This window comes from Fervidobacterium sp., assembly GCA_026419195.1.
In the GTDB taxonomy this organism is placed as follows: domain Bacteria; phylum Thermotogota; class Thermotogae; order Thermotogales; family Fervidobacteriaceae; genus Fervidobacterium.
Map to the genome: position 1 here is coordinate 40,203 of JANZZV010000009.1, position 17,233 is coordinate 57,435.

15 protein-coding genes are annotated in these 17,233 nt (G+C 36.3%); 12 read left to right on the forward strand and 3 right to left on the reverse strand.

What is annotated here, in order from left to right; genetic code table 11:
• Positions 1-7: 7 nt before the first annotated feature.
• Positions 8-577: a 2-oxoacid:acceptor oxidoreductase family protein gene (locus N2Z58_07645; protein ID MCX7654529.1), complete on the reverse strand. Its 570-nt coding sequence runs from the start codon at positions 575-577 to the stop codon at positions 8-10.
• Positions 574-2,427 (reverse strand): thiamine pyrophosphate-dependent enzyme, encoded by a 1,854-nt coding sequence (locus N2Z58_07650; GenBank protein MCX7654530.1) that lies wholly within the window; start codon positions 2,425-2,427, stop codon positions 574-576. The genes N2Z58_07645 and N2Z58_07650 overlap by 4 nt, the downstream gene beginning before the upstream one ends.
• 306 nt (positions 2,428-2,733) lie before the next feature.
• Here N2Z58_07650 and N2Z58_07655 point away from each other — a divergent pair, with 306 nt between their 5' ends.
• From N2Z58_07655 to N2Z58_07670, 4 genes are all read left to right on the forward strand, one after another.
• Complete coding sequence (locus tag N2Z58_07655; protein MCX7654531.1) at positions 2,734-3,849, forward strand: DUF3798 domain-containing protein; 1,116 nt, start codon at positions 2,734-2,736, stop codon at positions 3,847-3,849.
• Positions 3,850-3,978: 129 nt separating this feature from the next.
• A complete protein-coding gene (locus tag N2Z58_07660; GenBank protein MCX7654532.1) occupies positions 3,979-5,574 on the forward strand; it encodes a sugar ABC transporter ATP-binding protein in 1,596 nt (531 codons plus the stop codon).
• Positions 5,567-6,622 carry an ABC transporter permease gene (locus tag N2Z58_07665; protein MCX7654533.1) on the forward strand — a complete coding sequence of 352 codons (1,056 nt, stop codon included), beginning with the start codon at positions 5,567-5,569 and terminating at the stop codon, positions 6,620-6,622. The genes N2Z58_07660 and N2Z58_07665 overlap by 8 nt, the downstream gene beginning before the upstream one ends.
• Position 6,623: 1 nt before the next feature.
• Complete coding sequence (locus N2Z58_07670; GenBank protein ID MCX7654534.1) at positions 6,624-7,688, forward strand: ABC transporter permease; 1,065 nt, start codon at positions 6,624-6,626, stop codon at positions 7,686-7,688.
• Positions 7,689-7,751: 63 nt separating this feature from the next.
• Here N2Z58_07670 and N2Z58_07675 read toward each other — a convergent pair whose 3' ends face one another.
• Positions 7,752-8,486: an alpha/beta fold hydrolase gene (locus N2Z58_07675; GenBank protein ID MCX7654535.1), complete on the reverse strand. Its 735-nt coding sequence runs from the start codon at positions 8,484-8,486 to the stop codon at positions 7,752-7,754.
• 99 nt (positions 8,487-8,585) lie between these two features.
• Here N2Z58_07675 and crcB point away from each other — a divergent pair, with 99 nt between their 5' ends.
• The 8 genes from crcB (at position 8,586) to uvrB (ending at position 17,212) form a co-directional block, all read left to right on the forward strand.
• Entirely contained in the window at positions 8,586-8,969 is a 384-nt protein-coding gene (gene crcB / locus N2Z58_07680) for a fluoride efflux transporter CrcB (GenBank protein MCX7654536.1), read from the forward strand.
• 278 nt (positions 8,970-9,247) lie between these two features.
• Positions 9,248-9,586, forward strand: a complete 339-nt coding sequence (locus N2Z58_07685) for a DUF190 domain-containing protein (GenBank protein ID MCX7654537.1) — start codon at positions 9,248-9,250, stop codon at positions 9,584-9,586.
• A 545-nt stretch (positions 9,587-10,131) separates the two neighbouring features.
• Positions 10,132-10,254 carry a hypothetical protein gene (locus tag N2Z58_07690; GenBank protein ID MCX7654538.1) on the forward strand — a complete coding sequence of 41 codons (123 nt, stop codon included), beginning with the start codon at positions 10,132-10,134 and terminating at the stop codon, positions 10,252-10,254.
• Positions 10,255-10,480: 226 nt separating this feature from the next.
• Positions 10,481-11,155: a DUF47 family protein gene (locus N2Z58_07695; protein ID MCX7654539.1), complete on the forward strand. Its 675-nt coding sequence runs from the start codon at positions 10,481-10,483 to the stop codon at positions 11,153-11,155.
• 8 nt (positions 11,156-11,163) lie between these two features.
• Positions 11,164-12,375 (forward strand): inorganic phosphate transporter, encoded by a 1,212-nt coding sequence (locus N2Z58_07700; GenBank protein MCX7654540.1) that lies wholly within the window; start codon positions 11,164-11,166, stop codon positions 12,373-12,375.
• 125 nt (positions 12,376-12,500) lie between these two features.
• On the forward strand, positions 12,501-13,481 hold the full coding sequence (locus N2Z58_07705; protein MCX7654541.1) for a 2-hydroxyacid dehydrogenase: 981 nt from the start codon (positions 12,501-12,503) through the stop codon (positions 13,479-13,481).
• A 56-nt stretch (positions 13,482-13,537) separates the two neighbouring features.
• A complete protein-coding gene (locus tag N2Z58_07710) occupies positions 13,538-15,214 on the forward strand; it encodes an NFACT family protein (GenBank protein ID MCX7654542.1) in 1,677 nt (558 codons plus the stop codon).
• A 12-nt stretch (positions 15,215-15,226) separates the two neighbouring features.
• Positions 15,227-17,212 carry an excinuclease ABC subunit UvrB gene (gene uvrB, locus N2Z58_07715; GenBank protein MCX7654543.1) on the forward strand — a complete coding sequence of 662 codons (1,986 nt, stop codon included), beginning with the start codon at positions 15,227-15,229 and terminating at the stop codon, positions 17,210-17,212.
• The last annotated feature ends 21 nt before the right edge of the window (positions 17,213-17,233 follow it).

Consider the following 17,233-nt stretch of genomic DNA (forward strand, 5'->3'; position numbering starts at 1 on the left):
TCCAAAATTAATCGTTGATTATCCTCAAGAAAAGCTCTTTGTTAGGTTCAAAAATACGCTCGCTCATCAAATCTTCCATAGCTTTTAAATAATGTTTTACCTCAACTTGTGGTATTAATTGATATTTTGCTATCGTTGCCAAAATTGCAATGTTTTGCATTCTGGCATCTGGTAAGTCGTAATGAACTCGGAAAATTTTTATATTGTTAGTCTTTGAGAATTCTTCAATTTCACTTGTAGTGATTTCGGCTTCTTTCCCCAACCTAACAGGCAGTGGTTGCCATGATGTATCGTAATACACAATAGTTCCTCCAGACTTTAAGTAACTCATCCCGCGGGCTGCTTCATGTCTTTCCAAAGCAATCACTAAATCTACATCGCCGGGCATTACAAGCGGAGAGTTCACATCACCTATCTTTAAATGGGATGAAACAACTCCACCACGTTGAGCAAGACCGTGTGTATCAACACCTATACAATTCTGTCCACTGTAATCTACTGCGCGAATCATTATCTCGCTTAAAGTTCCTATACCTTGCCCTCCAACACCTACCATGTAAATACTAAACGTTTTCATTTGTTATCACCTACACTCTCAACTTTCTCAAGTTCAAGAGCACTTGATGGACACACAGGAACGCAAGACCCGTCCCCAATACACAGATCTTTGTTAACGTACACATTCCCCATGCTATCTGTTTGGAATGAAGGACACGCAAATTTAGTAATACAAACTCTTGCAAGTGTACATCTGTTGGTAACACCCATCTGAGGAACTTTGACTAATCCTTTTCTTCTTCTTTCCCTTGTAAATTTAAGCATGCACGGATGCTTTGCTATTACAACATTGAACTCATCCGAATTGAGTGCTTCTTTCAATACTTCTTCAAGTTTATTCTGCTGGTAAGTATCGACTTCCCAAATATGCTTCACACCCATGCTTTCAAGCAAGGTCCTGATTTTAATCTTTTTGCCAGCGTGATCTTGATGCCCAGTCATAGCGGTTGTGCCATTTTCCATGATTATAAGTGTGAACTTATGGTTATTAAATACCGCATTTATTATTCCAGGTAATCCCGCGTGGAAAAAAGTAGAATCCCCGAGAAATGCAACAACCTTACGAGAAGTGTTAAAAAGACTTAATCCTGATGCAGTTGCCGTTGAATGTCCCATAGAAAGTAGTACCTGTCCCACTTTGTAAGGTTCCAAAAATCCAAGTGTATGACAACCTATATCAGCTACGGATATATCTTCCTTAGATAATATCTTAGAAAGTACATAAAACACTGGTCTGTGTCCACAACCAGGACATAACTGAGGAGGTCTTTGAATAATCCTTGGTTTGTTTTTTAAAGTTTCAACTGTTGTAACAAGTTCAGGCCAAACTTTCCTTAATACACATGAAACTTTTTCGGGTGTGTATTCGCCAATCCAATCATCGAGATCCACCTTTCCGATTATCCTTGTATCTAATCCTTCCTCAAAGGCTATGGACTTAACTGCTTGCTCTATAAAATCATCAAGCTCTTCGACAATTTTAACTTCATCATGTGCTTTTAAGAATTCCACAATGGTCTTTCTTGGCAGCGGATACACCATTCCAAGTCGGAGGATATCTACCTTTCCTGCGTTTTCACCAAGGACATCTAAAAGAGAAAGATAAGGTAACCCTGCTGTTATTATTCCTCTTTTGTTGTTATTTTGTGTAACGTACGCGAAATCTTCTGAGATTTCTTTCCATTTGTTTAGCTTTTCTAAGGCTCTTTTCTTCATAACAGGTACATTTGCTGCTATAGGAATATAAGGACCATTCTTATCAACGTCGAACATTGATTTTGAAGTCTGTGAAGGAAAGTATCTTCCAAAGTTAACTTTTTGCTTAAAGTGAGCAGTATGTGTTGTCAGCCTCAGAATTATGGGAGAGCGAAGTGATTTTGAGTAATTTACTGCCTTCAAAAACATATCATAAACTTCTTGAGCGTCTTTTGGCTCTAAGATAGGAGTGTAAGATAATCTTGCATAATGTCTATTATCTTGTTCATTCTGCGAGCTATTTGCACCGGGATCATCGCCAATTACAACCACCATACCACCAAGTAGTTCCATCATACTTAATTGTACAAATGAATCAGCTACAACATTCATACCTACGCTTTTGAAAAATACACATGAAGTGAATCCGTTGATAGAAGCACCAAATGCCAACTCGAGTGCTACTTTTTCGTTTGTAGAGAATTCAAAATAGAATGGCCTTTTCTCTTGTGGAATAGAGTATATTGCTTCAGCTATTTCTGGGGTTGGTGAACCGGGATACGAAGTCACAACCTTTACACCGCTTTCAATCATCGCCCTTACAATCGCAGTGTTTCCTATAACGATCTCCGAAAACGGAAATTCCTGAATGAGTATTTCCCCCAAGACTTTCATCTTTCCACCACCTTAAATTAGGTTTACCTTATTATAGCATACAAAAATAGATATTGTCCACAACTATTATACTATGAATATTTCGATGTAAGTAATTTAGATAATAATTATCAACATTTTTGGATATGTTGTCAAAGTAATCTTGCTAAAACAACTGATATAAAAATTTGCGTACCAAATATGGAAAATTTCCACAATATCCATTGTTTATTGTATAATATTTAATAAGGTCACAGATTTCACGGAACTCAGGTAGTGGTTTATGTACCACGCTTGGGTTCCAGAATAATAGGGAGGGGTATTGGTATGAAAAAGTTAGTGGTTTTACTCGTTGTTGTAGCGCTTGTTTCGAGTCTTTTTGCAGCACTTGGTTTTAAAGTTGGAATTGTAACTGGTACGGTTTCGCAGGGTGAAGATGAGTATCGTGGAGGAGAAGCTGTAGCAAAAAGATATGGCAAAGAGATTATTCATGTTACGTATCCAGATAAATTTATGCAGGAACAAGAAACAACTATTGCAAGGATTGTTGAACTTGCGTACGATCCACAAGTTAAGGCAATAGTTATTACTCAGGGAGTTCCCGGGACAACAGCGGCAATTAGAAGGGTAAAAGAGATGCGAAAGGATATTGTATTTGTTGTTGGTGTACCGCATGAAGATCCAGCAGTTATTTCTTCTGCAGCAGATGTTGTTTTGGAAGTTGATACACCGGGACGTGGAAGAACGATAGTCGAACTTGCTAAGAAGATGGGAGTTGAAACAATAATTCATTACTCATTCCCGCGCCACATGAGCTACAAGCTTCTTGCTGAAAGAAGAGACATAATGGAAAAAACAGCTAAGCAAATGGGAATTAATTTCGTCTTTGTATCTGCTCCAGATCCACTTGGTGAACAAGGTCTTACAGGTGCACAACAATTCATCCTTGAGGATGTACCAAGGCAACTTGCAAAATACGGTCCAAAAACAGGATTCTTCTCAACAAATTGTGGTATGCAAGAACCTCTTCAAAAGGCTATATTGAAACACGGAGGCTACTATCTTGAACCATGTTGTCCGTCACCAACTCATGGTTTCCCCGGAACACTCGGTATCTCTATTCCATCTGAGAAAAGAGGAGATATGACCTACATCTTGAGAGAAGTAAACAAAAAGATAATAGAAATGGGTGGAGCAGGTAGATTTGCAACATGGCCAGTCCCAATGAATATGCTTTTTGTTGAAGCTGGTGTCGAAATTGCCGCTGCTCTTGTTCAGAAGAAGGTCAGTCCAACTAACCTTAACGGTATAAGACTTATCGTGACAGAAGCAGCTAAGAAAAAATATCCACAGGCAGCTCTTGAAGTTAGGACTCTTGAACCTTACAAAAATTACTATATGTTCATACATAAGTCAGTAATATTTGGTGTTGATAAGTTCTAAGTATATCTCTTTTAAAACAAAAGGTGTCGGCTAAGCCGACACCTTTGCTGTTAGAAAAACAAAAAAAGTTAGTGTTTTAGTATAGTTCCTTAATGATCTGCATTTTTCTCAGAGGAGGTTAGGACAAGAATGGATTATGTACTTGAGATGAAAAACATAAACAAATCTTATTATGGGAATCAGGTATTGAAAAACGTTTCAATTTCTCTAAGACGCGGCGAAATACTTGGTCTTGTTGGCGAAAATGGTGCTGGCAAGTCTACACTGATGAACATACTTTTTGGTATGCCCGTAATCCATTCAACCGGTGGTTTCGAAGGAGAGATTTACTTCGATGGTCAAAAAGTAGATATCAATTCACCGGTAAAAGCTATGGAACTTGGCATTGGAATGGTTCACCAAGAGTTCATGTTATTGCCAGGTTTTAGCGTTACCGAGAACATAAAATTGAATCGCGAAATCACAAAACCAAATTTTGTGAGTAAAATTTTTGGCAAAAAACTTGAAACATTAGACATTGGTTTAATGAAAAAAGATGCGCGCATAGCTTTGGACACAATAGGGATGCATACAATTGATGAGATGTTACCTGTGGCTGGACTTCCTGTTGCACACAAACAGTTTGTTGAAATCGCAAGAGAGATTGATAAAAAATCATTGAAACTACTTGTTTTAGACGAACCAACAGCAGTGCTAACTGAAAGCGAAGCAGAAACTCTGTTGAACGCCATAAGGATTTTGTCAGATAAGGGTATAGGGATAATTTTTATATCTCATAGGTTACATGAAGTGTTAGAAGTTGCCGATAAAATTGTAGTTATGAGGGATGGAAGTGTGGTAGCTGATGGTAAGAAAGAAGAATTCACTATAACGCAAATTGCCGAAAAGATGGTTGGTAGAAAAGTTGAAAAGGTGGAACTACCAAAACGGAAATTTAAATTGAGTGATGACAGAATAATAATGTCTATAAGAGATTTGTATGTTTCGATGCCTGGAGAAGAGGTGAGAGGTTTCTCAATAGATATTAGAGAGGGAGAAATACTTGGAATTGGTGGACTCGCTGGTCAAGGAAAACTTGGTATAGCCAATGGAATCTTTGGTATGTATCCCGCATCTGGTAATGTAACTTACAGAGGAAATACATATCAATTAAATTCTCCACTTTTTGCCCTTAAGAATGGAATAGTTTACGTTTCTGAAGATAGACGAGGCGTTGGTTTGTTACTTGATGAATCTGTTGAGATGAATATTGCAGCTACCGCTATAGAAGCTTTTGGAATGTTTATTAAAAGATTTTTGGGTATAAAAATCTACGATAAGAAAGGTATTAGAAAGCACGCAATGGAACTAATAAAAGAACTCGATATACGTTGTAAAGGTCCTGCACAACCTGTACGAAGGTTGAGTGGAGGAAATCAGCAAAAGGTTTGTTTGGCACGAGCATTTACTCTTAATCCTACTTTGCTGTTTGTTTCCGAACCAACACGGGGAATTGATGTTGGAGCGAAAAAGCTCGTGCTTGATTATTTGGTTAAACTTAACAGAGATCATGGAATAACTATTGTGTTGACATCGAGCGAATTGGCAGAGTTAAAGTCTATATGTGACAGAATAGCAATTATATGTGAAGGAAAGCTCTCTGCAATATTGCCTCCTGATGCATCAGATGCCGATTTCGGATTAGCTATGGCCGGTGAATTGAAAGGAGTGAAGACACATGAATAAAATTTTTGATTACATAAAATCTCTTTTAAAAAATACCGATATTCCTACACTAGTTATAATACTCTTTTTGATAGGACTTTTTATATTAGCCGCAGGGACGAAAATGTCGATTCCTTCACTTCTCAGTGACTCTATAGTCAGAGTGGGTATGAACGGGGTCTTGGTTCTTGCCATGCTGCCTACGATACGTGCAGGTATAGGCCCAAACTTTGGTTTACCTGTTGGTATAATCGGTGGACTGCTTGGTGGACTTATAGTTATGCAACTGCAATTAACAGGTTTTTATGGTTTTCTCGTAGCTATGATAATTTCTGTACTATTCAACCTTGTACTTGGATTCATCTATGCATGGTTACTTGACAAAGTGCGAGGTCAAGAAATGATGGTGGAAACTTACGTTGGATACTCTATTGTTGCGTTTATGTCTATAATGTGGCTCGTGCTACCATTTAGTAATCCAGAAATGATATGGGCAATTGGTGGAAAGGGTTTAAGATACACACTCACTTTACAAAATTACTTTGATAAAGTTTTAAACAATTTCTTAAAATTCCAGATAGGTAAAGATTTTTACTTTCCAACTGGTCTTATAATTTTCTTCGCGCTAAGTTGTTTTGTTGTTAGCTTGTTTTTTAAAACAAAAATGGGGTTGGCGATTGACTTAACAGGTCAAAATGAATTGTACGCTATAAGTTCAGGCGTGAATCCAAAAAAAGCAAGGAGAAATGCTGTTGTTTTATCGACAATAATAGCTGGTATAGGTATTTTGGTATATGCGCAAAGTTATGGATTTTTGCAACTTTACCAGGCTCCTTTATTTATGACTTTTCCAGCTGTTGCGTCAATTCTTATAGGAGGTGCGTCGATAAAGAGGGCAAGTATAACTAATGTTGTGCTAGGTACTGTGGTTTTTCAAACACTTCTTACTGTCTCCTTACCAGTTTTGAGCCAAGTAACACGGGGCGATGTAACCGAGGTCATGAGACTGATAGTTAGTAATGGAATGATACTTTACGCACTTACACGTGCCCCAAAGGAGGCGAATTAAGATGGAAAGAAAATTTAATATTAAAAATATACTCTTGAACAACATTGTTCCAATTGCATTTTTTCTTTTGACTTTAGGAGCTGTTCTTGTTGCAAGGATACCCGTGTTATTTTTACTTTCTGAGATAGTTAGAAGATTAAGTAGAAACACTTTTCTTGTTCTTGCACTCATCATCCCAGTGATAGCTGGTTTGGGTCTAAATTTCGCAATTGTACTCGGTGCGATGGCAGCGCAAGCGGCTTTGTTCTTTGTTGTGGACTGGGGAATCACTGGCCTGAAAGGGATACTGCTTGCAATGGTAATTGCAGGTGTCATATCTGTAGGCCTTGGTTGGATTGTCGGTAGAACCTTGAACAGAGCAAAGGGTCGCGAGATGATAACTTCCATGATTCTTGGCTTCTTTGCCAATGGTGTTTACCAGCTTATATTCTTGTTTTTTGTTGGTTCATTGATACCGTTCAAAAAAACAGAATTCTTACTTCCACAGGGAGTTGGATTGAGAAATACTGTTGATCTCTATGGTATAGTTGATAGTGCGTTAAACAATATTTGGACTGTAAATATTAAATTTATAACCTTTTACATGGTACCACTGTTGATAATCGTAGGACTTTGTTTATTGTTGACATTCCTTTTAAAAACTAAGCTTGGACAGGATTTCAAAGCAGTTGGTCAAGATATGCACGTTGCTCAAACAGCTGGTATAAATGTCAACTCAACACGCGTGACTGCCATTATAATATCAACGGTTCTTGCAGCCATAGGTCAGATTATATACCTTCAGGATATTGGAACAATAAATACTTACAACAGTCATGAACAAATAGGTCTTTTCTCTATTGCAGCACTTCTCGTTGGTGGTGCAAGCACAAGGAAAGCAAACATATGGAATGCCATAATTGGTGTTTTACTATTTCACACGCTTTTTATTGTTGCACCAAGTGCTGGAAACAAACTTTTTGGTCAACCACAAATAGGTGAATTCTTCAGAGAATTTATTGCATACGCAGTCATAGCCTTTGCTCTTGCAATGCATGGTTGGAAATCACGAAGGGGAGCACATTAAGAGTAACTAAATTTGAAGTTTCTAAAAAAACAGTCTACACCAAAATAGGTGTAGACTGTTTTTTTAAACCTTTTTCTTGCTGAAAAGCCATTCTTTCATTTCACTATTGTTATATGCGAGTATCCATGATGCATGTGGTGGTATTTGTAAAGATTTCATATATCCGGCTGGATATTCAGTGTATCTTACCTCTTTTGCCCCTAATCTTTTCAATTCCTCGACAAGGGTTCTTGAATATTCAACTGGTACTATATCGTCATCTTCTGAATGAAAAAACCATAGCGGAATATGAAGAATTTCTTTCATTTTGCGTGGATTTCCACCGCCACACACAACCACACCGGCTGCGAATTTGTTTGGACATAAGGTAAGTAAAGCAATCGTACCAAATCCTCCCATCGATAATCCAGTTACGTATATTCGATTCTTGTCAATCGGGAACCTCTCAGTCAGCTGGTCTATGATAAGCGACACAGCAGCAATTAAAGAATTAGGTCCTAATTTAAGCATCTCGTTGTACATTCTAAACGAAGTTCCCCAGTATCCATTAGATGGGCATTGTGGAGCAAGGACAAAACAAGGATGTTTTTGCTGAAAATCCGGATTTGCCCATGTAGTAGCCCCCTCGTTTGCCGTTATATGCCTTTCGTTGTCTTCTCCACGTTCACCAGCGCCATGCAAAAAAACAACAAGCGGATATCCTTGCCCATTTATAATATTTGGTATGAACAATCTGTAAGGTAATCTAACATGTCCATCCTCATAAATAAAAGGTTTAAACAATTCTAAATAATTCATAACATCACCTCCAATAAAAATATTATAGCACCTTCACAGAGAAGTGATACAATAAATACTATGAACAAGAAATCTTGCACTCAATTAAGGAGGAGGAAAATGGAATTGACGAGAATCCTTGCTGTTGGAATTGGGGGTTTTGTGGGTAGCGTGTTGCGCTATTTCGTGTCACTTCACATGAACGAAATATTTCCCGAAACGTTTATACCGTATGGTACATTGATCGTAAACGTCGCAGGAAGCTTTTTAATTGGCATAATAATGGAGTTATCAATCTATGCAAATATAGACTCAACACTTAGGTTATTCCTTTCCACTGGAATTATTGGTGGATTAACAACTTTCTCCACAATGAGTTACGAAACTGTAGCTCTGATAACAAATTCACAGTATTATTATGCAATGATAAATGTAATTCTTAATTTGTTTTTGGGACTCTCAGCTGCATTCGCTGGAAAGATTGTGGTTGATATATTAGTATAGAATTTTATAGAATTTTTTGGAATACAATACTTTAGGTATACTAAAATACTTAGTGTTCCATATCTTACTATTTACTAACATACTCTCATCTATAAACCATAGTAAATATATTGTCAATATACACTTGTTTAATACTAATTTGTTCTATATATAAAAGTTTATTAGTCTAAAAATATTCTTCCAATAATGAAATATTTTCTTAATATTACCAAAGTCAATTAGCTATCCACGCTTTCATCAGATAATACTAATTCCATTAAAGAAATGGAGGAAACAATATGGAGGATTTTTTAGGTACGTTTATAAAGATATACGTGCGAGAAAATGAAAGATGTAAAGAGTTTCACAACAAACCATTAAACAGAGTAATCGCGGAGATAGCACTTGAGGTTGGTATAACTGATTTCGTCGAATACAAAGCAATTGAGGGGTTTATATTTGACAAAAAATTACACACAACTATCAAAGAAGTTGTACAGCCATCGTTACCGATAATTATTGAGTTGTTTGCCAGTGACGAGCTCGCTCAAAGATTTCTCGAAAAAATTAAATTGTACTTAAACAATTCCGCAGTTTTTGTCTTTAACGATGTTCGTGGTATGTTCTTTAGAAGATGATATAACTTTGATATTTATCCTTGCTTGTCTTCATAAAAATCAAGTTTTTAAATTAGCAAAGATTAGTATCTACTTAGTTGTTTCGTTACTTATTTAGGCTTTTCATAAAACTCTCCATAAGTTGGTGTTTGTAAATCCTAACTCACAAATAGCTATGCGCATAAATAAAGTATTTACAAGCTTTTTTAATATACATAAAATGCAATATAAGAAACCTTATATTGCATCTTTTCTAAGTACGTGCCTATTATTTACTAAATCTCGTTTTTAAGAGTTGAATCATTTTGCAGAGAAACCTAACTATGCACGTACAACCTAATTAAATTATTAATAGAAAATCAAAATAGTCTATAGTATAGTGTTTGTTTAAGCATACTACTAGTATAATTATAAATTAATTAGCCTTAAAACAACTACTTAAAATAAGTAAATACAATGATATATATTGTATATACTTACTTTTACCAAAATTACTGAAAGATTTTCCTGCAAGTCTCAGTTTACAAATTGTAGTTTCTTAAAGAACGTATTGAGGAGACTTAAGTTTGTTTAGGTATGTTGTCTTTGTGGTATTTTTGATTGGTGGTTTTGGCCTTTGGTTGTTTTTGCTGTGGGGTGTCGATTCAACAAGAGCATTCTTAGGCGAGCAGAATTTTTTAAAGGGTTGAAACAAACCGAAGATTACTCACAGAAATTGTTAAGAAATCCTCTGTGAGCTATTTTAGTAGGGAATCATTAACATATTTAGTAAAACAATTAGGCAGTTCTATGATAAGTTTTTTTAAAGCACTAGTTGTGAAGTTTTTATGTCATTGACATTTTGTTTGTAACATCGCCGTTCAGATCGGTGGTATAATTTTTTCGCATTACGAATCTTTTGAAAGGAGTGTGTTTATGGCAAATATTTTTAATAAACTCATACCTTACAAATCACCACTTGAATTGTTGTTAGAACACTCAAAGCTGTGCGTGGAAGCTTCCCAGATAATGAGACAAGCTTTTGAAAAATACTTTGAAGGACAGAATGTGGAAGAACTTTCGAAACAAATAGATAAACTTGAGGATGATGCCGATCGTATAAAGATAAGGGTACGAGAAATTTACGCAAAATTGAAGTGGACTTATTTTAGTAAAACCGACTTTCTCGATATACTACACAACATGGATTCTATTATAGATCTTGTAGATGATGTTTTGAAAATGTTAACGATGAACAACGTTAATGAAGTACCAACGGATGTCAGAAATGATATTTTGATGCTTGTAAAACTTGTTTCTGAGAGTGTAGAGCATATGAATGAAACAGCCCAGGAACTCAGAACAATAGTAGAATCTGCCTTTTCACCTAAGGAAATTAGATCAGAAGATGAAAGAATTAACCTAGTTGAAAAAGAAGAGCATTCAAGTGATATTCTTGGATTGACTATAGGTAAGAAACTTTTTGCTAAAAAGTTTGAGCTAAATCCAGTTGATATTGTTTTTCTGAACAGTGTTGTTGTTCTGTTGATGCGTATTGAAGATAGAGCGAAAAACATTGTGGAAAGAATTAGAATGATAACCCATATATAAGGGAGGAAATGACTATGATAATATTCTTTGCAGTGGTTGTGGGCATGTTCATGGCATTTACCATAGGTGCAAATGACGTTGCCAATGGTATGGCAACGGCTGTTGGTGCACGAGCTATTACCCCAAAGCAAGCAGCTTTGCTTGCATCCATACTTGAATTTCTTGGAGCTGTTATGTTTGGTGCAACAGTTACGAAAACGATAGCAAACGGAATAGTTTCTATAGAACACATTACAAATCCTAAGTTAGTGATGTACGGTGCAATTTCTGCTTTACTTGCAGCAAGTGCATGGGTTATGCTGGCTACTATTTTTGCAATGCCTGTCTCTACTACTCATTCTATAATAGGAGGTATGGTTGGTTTCGGTTTGGTAAGTGGTGGTACTAAAGTGATTTATTGGACAAAATTGTTTAAAATAGTACTTTCGTGGTTCATTTCGCCAGTGATTGGGGGCTTGCTTGCATTTTTTGTTTTTAAAGTACTTACAATTACTATCCTCCATCGCCCCAGTCCTTTGAATGCTGCAAAAAAGGTTGCACCGTTGCTAATTGGTTTTACCTTCTTTCTTATTTCATTTCTCTTTTCAGTAAAGACACTAAGGAAAAACTATAGCTCGTCACTCGTAACCGGAATTGTTTTTTTTGCCGTCTCATGGTTGTTGTCATATTTACTGATAAGAAAATATGCAAAGAAAACTAACAATGAATACAACGCCGTTGAGGGAATATTTAAAAATGTGCAGGTCATGACGTCTGCATATGTTTGTTTTTCTCACGGAGCAAACGATGTAGCCAACGCAGTCGGACCTATAGCATTGATATATATGATTAATAAGATCCATACTACCCACGTTTCCTCAATTGAAATACCAAAGCACATACTCTTTATCGGTGGGATTGGTATAGCGCTTGGTGTGTTATTGTACGGTTATAAAGTTATGCAAACAATAGGACATAATATAACGGAGCTGAACAATACAAGAGGATTTTCAATTGACTTTGGAACCGCAACAACCGTACTTTTGTCATCTATATTTGGTTTCCCAATAAGTACAACACACACGGTTGTTGGAGCAGTCACTGGTGTAGGACTTGCAAGAGGTATAGAAGTAGTTAATATAGATGTACTGAAAGATATTGTGATTTCGTGGTTCATAACTGTACCGTTTTCCGCAGGAGTAAGTGCTATTCTTTATCTTGCATTGTCTACATTTTTCTAAGGGTAATCCAATAAACATTAGACCCCGAATATTTACCCCGTTCGGGGTTTTATTTTGTTTATACACGATCTGGTATAATTGTTATGAATAGCTTCACCAATTATTACATAGACGGAGGAGAGAGTATGAATGTACTTTTCCTTACGAAAATTATAGACTATTTTGCGCAGAGGATAGAAGAGATAAAGAAAGAATTTCCAAAAGATACCTTCTTAGTTCCGAAAGTTCGAGAAGAAATTGAACATATGATTGAGAAAGCAGATGTCATAGTTAGTGGTTCGTTGAGTGAGTATCAAGTCAATAGAGCTGTGAATTTAAAATATATCATCGTTCCCTGGGCAGGTGTTAATGGATTACCATTGGATATTATTAAGTCACGCAATATTATTGTGTGTAACAATCACGGAAACGGGAGAATTGTAGCTGAAAGAGCTCTAGCATTAGCTCTCAGCGTTATGGGAAGGGTTGTTGAATTCCACAATGACCTGTGCAAGGGAATATGGCATGGATATGAGGCTGGTGCTAAAAAGGAGGATTTTTGGTTCTCCCTACAAGGTAAAAAGGTATCTATATTGGGACTTGGTACTATTGGGCAACACATAGCAAGGTTGCTGTCTGGTTTTGAATGTGAAGTAATGGGGTACAAAAGGAATATGACACTAGTTGAGGGAGTTAAATATATTACGACAAATATAGACGAAGCCATAGACTTTGGAGACGTTATCTTTGTTGCATTACCACTTACTAAATCTACAATAGGAATTATAGACAAACAAAGGCTCAGAAGAATGAATGGTAAATTTCTTATAAATGTTGGAAGAGGACAACTTATAGACGAAGAAGGACTCTACTTAGCTTTGAAAGAGAATATACTTGCAGGCGCAGGAATAGACACATGGTACATCTATCCAAGCAATGATCACCAAGTTCAACTACCTTCGCATTATCCAATACATACATTAAAAAACGTTGTAATTTCTCCACACGTGGGCGGATTCACTATCGAAGGGCAGAAAGGAAGAATAGACGAGACTGTAGAAAACTTAAGACTAATTCTATCTGGTAGAATGCCAAAGAATATAGTTGATTTAGAACTTGAATATTGATGTTTTAAGCATTTACTAACTTGCCAAGGTATTCTGGAGAGAGGAGTTATCTTATTATGCCGTTTGATGGTTTTGTGATGAAAAGTATTATCAATTGCATAGCGCAAAAATTGATAGGATTGAATGTTCGAAATGTTTATCTTTCAAAAAACTCTCTCTTTTTTTCTTTTGACGTTGGAGATCTGAAGGTATGTCTCAATCCAAATTTTGCACATATTTCATTGGTAGATCACTTAATCAAGGAACCTGAGAGAAACGTTTTTGTGGACCTATTAAGAAGCAGAATAAGAGGGGCTAAAGTTATCGAATTTTTCAACCATGCTCATGAACGAACAGCCGTTTTGAAATTGAAAAGGATAGATGAGATAGGTTCAATTCATAATTATGTTATATACTTTGATGTTATGGGCAAACACTCAAACGTTATTTTGGTAGAAAACGATGAAATTCTTGATGCATTTAAAAGAGTTGAAACAAGAATACGTAGGCTCTTGCCAGGTGAAAAATTTGTACTTTTCAATTCGGAGAAGAAGAACGTTGAAGAAATAAGTTCTGATGAAATTTTGAGCGATTTGATTAGTAAATTTAAAGACAAAAATAAGAAATTGTCTGAGTTTTTGTACTCTTCAATACAAGGATTCTCGAAAATCACTGCACAAGAGTTGCTGCACAGAGCTGGTCTTGAAGATAAACCCACAACAGAAGTCAACGAATCAGATGTCAAATCATTGTTCACCGGGCTTATGAGCATGGTTGATGAATTAAGAAATGATAAAGTGTTCTTGTATTACAAAGATGAAAGACCTGTTGATGTGTCTTCAATAAGGTTGCATGGCTATAATGACGAAAAGCTTTGCGAGGATGTTATATCGTGCGTTAACGAATATTTTGAATTTATAGAGATAAGAGAGATATTTGAGCAAAAGAGAAAACAATTATTGAGTGTAATTAAGGCAAAGATTAACCAATACGAGGAACTGAAAGAAAAAATCATCAACGAAATTTTAGAGTGTGCTGAAGCTGATAAATACAGAAAGTATGGTGAATTGCTGAAAACCTACAGCTACCAAATTGAGCATGGAATAGAATCCATTGATTTGTTCGATTGGGAAACAGGAGAATATATCACTGTTCCTGTTGAGAGGAACCTAACACCAATTGAAAACAGTATTCGTTATTTTAATCTCTACTCAAAGCTGAAAAGGAAATTGAGAGGTTTGGAAGAAAGGAAAAGTATAATTGAAAAGGAACTTATGTATTTTCAACAACTCTTAATAACAATAGAAAATGCTGAGAATTTGGAAGAATTGAATGAAATAGAAGACGAAATGGAGGAAAATGATTTAATAAAGATTAAAAGGCAAAAAAGGGAAAAGAGAGACGGTCAGTTATCCCAACCAAGGAAATATTTATACAACGGGTTTACAATATATGTTGGTAAGAATAACAGGCAAAATGACGAACTTGTAAGAAAAGCTAACGATAACGACCTTTGGTTACACGTACAAGGTATGCCTGGTGCACACGTAATAGTAAAGACAAATGGCAGAGACGTTGACGAAGATAGTCTTATTTATGCTGCAAAACTTGCTGCAATGTATAGTAAAGGAAAATATTCAACGAATGTACCAGTGGACTATACACTAATAAAATATGTGAAAAAACCCAAGGGATTCAGGCCCGGATTGGTTTTGTACTCAAACTTTAAAACTATTTTTGTTGATCCAAATTAAGGAGGAGAAACATTGAATTTCGAACTTGTAAGTGAATACTTGCCCATGGGTGATCAACCTCAGGCAATAGAAAAACTTGTCAAAGGGCTGAATAACGGTTATAAGTTTCAAACGCTACTCGGTGTAACTGGTAGCGGTAAGACATTTACTATGGCTAATGTTATAAAAGAAGTTAATCGACCTGTTTTAATAATATCGCCAAACAAGACACTGGCCGCACAACTTTATTCAGAATTCAAGACATTCTTTCCCAATAACAAAGTGGAATTCTTTATCAGCTACTATGACTATTACCAACCTGAAGCATACGTACCAACTAAAGATCTGTACATCGAAAAAAGTGCAGATATAAATGATATCATAGCCAGAATGCGAATGAGTGCCATTAAATCTATCATGACCAGGAGAGATGTTGTTGTTGTTGCAAGTGTCTCCGCAATATACGCATGCGGAGATCCAAGAGACTTCGACGTGCTTAACATTAAAATAGAGGTTGGACAGAGAGTTAACTTTACCGATCTACTTAAAAGGCTTGTTAAAATTGGGTATGAAAGAAAAGAGGACATAGGTTTGACAGGGAGCTTTAGACTACGCGGTGATACAATCGAAGTGTTCCCATCTTATCAAGACGAAGGTATAAGGATAGAGTTTTTTGGTGACGAAGTTGATAGAATATACACTTTTGATAGAATGAACAGAAATGTAATTGAACAACTTGATAGGTTGACAATCTATCCGACAAAAGAGTATGTTACAACAGAAGAAAAGATAGCCTCCGCCGTTAAGGGTATTCAAGAAGAATTAAAGCAAAGGGTAGAAGAATTGAAAAGACAAGGAAAGGAACTAGAAGCTCAAAGATTGCTTCAGAGAACTATGAACGACTTAGAGTTGTTAACAACGCTTGGTTACTGTACAGGTATTGAAAATTACTCAAGACATTTTGATGGTAGAAAACCTGGCGAACCACCGTATTCTTTACTTGATTATTACGACGAGGATTATATAGTCTTTATAGACGAATCGCATATTACAATTCCTCAGCTTAAAGCAATGTACCGTGGTGAGATGTCAAGAAAAAAAAGCCTTGTGGAGTACGGTTTTAGGTTACCTTGTGCTTATGACAACAGACCTTTAAAATTTGAAGAATTTTTGCAAAGGGTAAGTCAAGTAATATTTGTTTCGGCAACTCCGGGACCTTTTGAATTGGAAGTTTCTGAACAGATAGTTGAGCAAATTATACGCCCAACAGGATTAGTCGATCCACAAGTTGAGGTTAGGCCTACAAGATATCAAGTAGATGATCTTATAAAAGAAATCGTTGAGGTAAAAAAACGAGGTGAAAAGGCTTTGGTTACAGTCTTAACGAAAAAGACAGCAGAGATGCTTGCAGAGTATTTGGTCGAACTTAACATAAAAGCTTTGTACCTCCACTCGGAGCTTGATGCAATAAAAAGAGTAGAAGTACTCAAGAAACTACGTGCTGGAGAAATTGATGTTGTTGTTGGGGTAAATTTACTTAGAGAAGGTTTAGATTTACCCGAGGTCTCTTTGGTGGCTATACTCGACGCTGATACGGAAGGATTTTTAAGAAGTGAAACAACGTTAATACAGATTATAGGCCGAACGGCAAGAAATGAAAATGGTAAAGTTATAATGTATGCTGATAAGATAACACCAGCAATGCAAAGGGCGATAGACGAAACTAACAGGAGAAGGAAAATACAAATCGAGTACAATCAAAAACATGGTATAAGACCAAAAAGCATAGTTAAGCCTATTATGGAAGATATTTTTGCTCCGTTTAGAGATAAGGAAGAGGAACTATACAAAGTTTACGAAGATAGTATTTTCCAATTAAGAGAGAGTCTCTCAATTGAAGAATACGCGGCCTTGCTTGAAGAAGAGATGTACAAGGCAGCATCTGAATTGAGATACGAGGATGCGGCAAGACTCAGAGATGAGTTGTTTAAAGTAAGAGAACAAATGAGAAAAAATTGAACTTCAAATTTTCGTAAAAAC

Excerpts from the sequence above, each read along its gene's own strand:
- crcB (MCX7654536.1), top strand. The coding sequence starts at position 8,586 with ATGGAATTGACGAGAATCCTTGCTGTTGGAATTGGGGGTTTTGTGGGT.
- N2Z58_07655 (MCX7654531.1), top strand. The coding sequence starts at position 2,734 with ATGAAAAAGTTAGTGGTTTTACTCGTTGTTGTAGCGCTTGTTTCGAGT.
- N2Z58_07710 (MCX7654542.1), top strand. The coding sequence starts at position 13,538 with ATGCCGTTTGATGGTTTTGTGATGAAAAGTATTATCAATTGCATAGCG.
- N2Z58_07675 (MCX7654535.1), bottom strand. The coding sequence starts at position 8,486 with ATGAATTATTTAGAATTGTTTAAACCTTTTATTTATGAGGATGGACAT.
- N2Z58_07660 (MCX7654532.1), top strand. The coding sequence starts at position 3,979 with ATGGATTATGTACTTGAGATGAAAAACATAAACAAATCTTATTATGGG.
- N2Z58_07705 (MCX7654541.1), top strand. The coding sequence starts at position 12,501 with ATGAATGTACTTTTCCTTACGAAAATTATAGACTATTTTGCGCAGAGG.
- N2Z58_07700 (MCX7654540.1), top strand. The coding sequence starts at position 11,164 with ATGACTATGATAATATTCTTTGCAGTGGTTGTGGGCATGTTCATGGCA.
- N2Z58_07645 (MCX7654529.1), bottom strand. The coding sequence starts at position 577 with ATGAAAACGTTTAGTATTTACATGGTAGGTGTTGGAGGGCAAGGTATA.
- N2Z58_07650 (MCX7654530.1), bottom strand. The coding sequence starts at position 2,427 with ATGAAAGTCTTGGGGGAAATACTCATTCAGGAATTTCCGTTTTCGGAG.
- N2Z58_07695 (MCX7654539.1), top strand. The coding sequence starts at position 10,481 with ATGGCAAATATTTTTAATAAACTCATACCTTACAAATCACCACTTGAA.
- N2Z58_07665 (MCX7654533.1), top strand. The coding sequence starts at position 5,567 with ATGAATAAAATTTTTGATTACATAAAATCTCTTTTAAAAAATACCGAT.
- N2Z58_07685 (MCX7654537.1), top strand. The coding sequence starts at position 9,248 with ATGGAGGATTTTTTAGGTACGTTTATAAAGATATACGTGCGAGAAAAT.
- N2Z58_07670 (MCX7654534.1), top strand. The coding sequence starts at position 6,624 with ATGGAAAGAAAATTTAATATTAAAAATATACTCTTGAACAACATTGTT.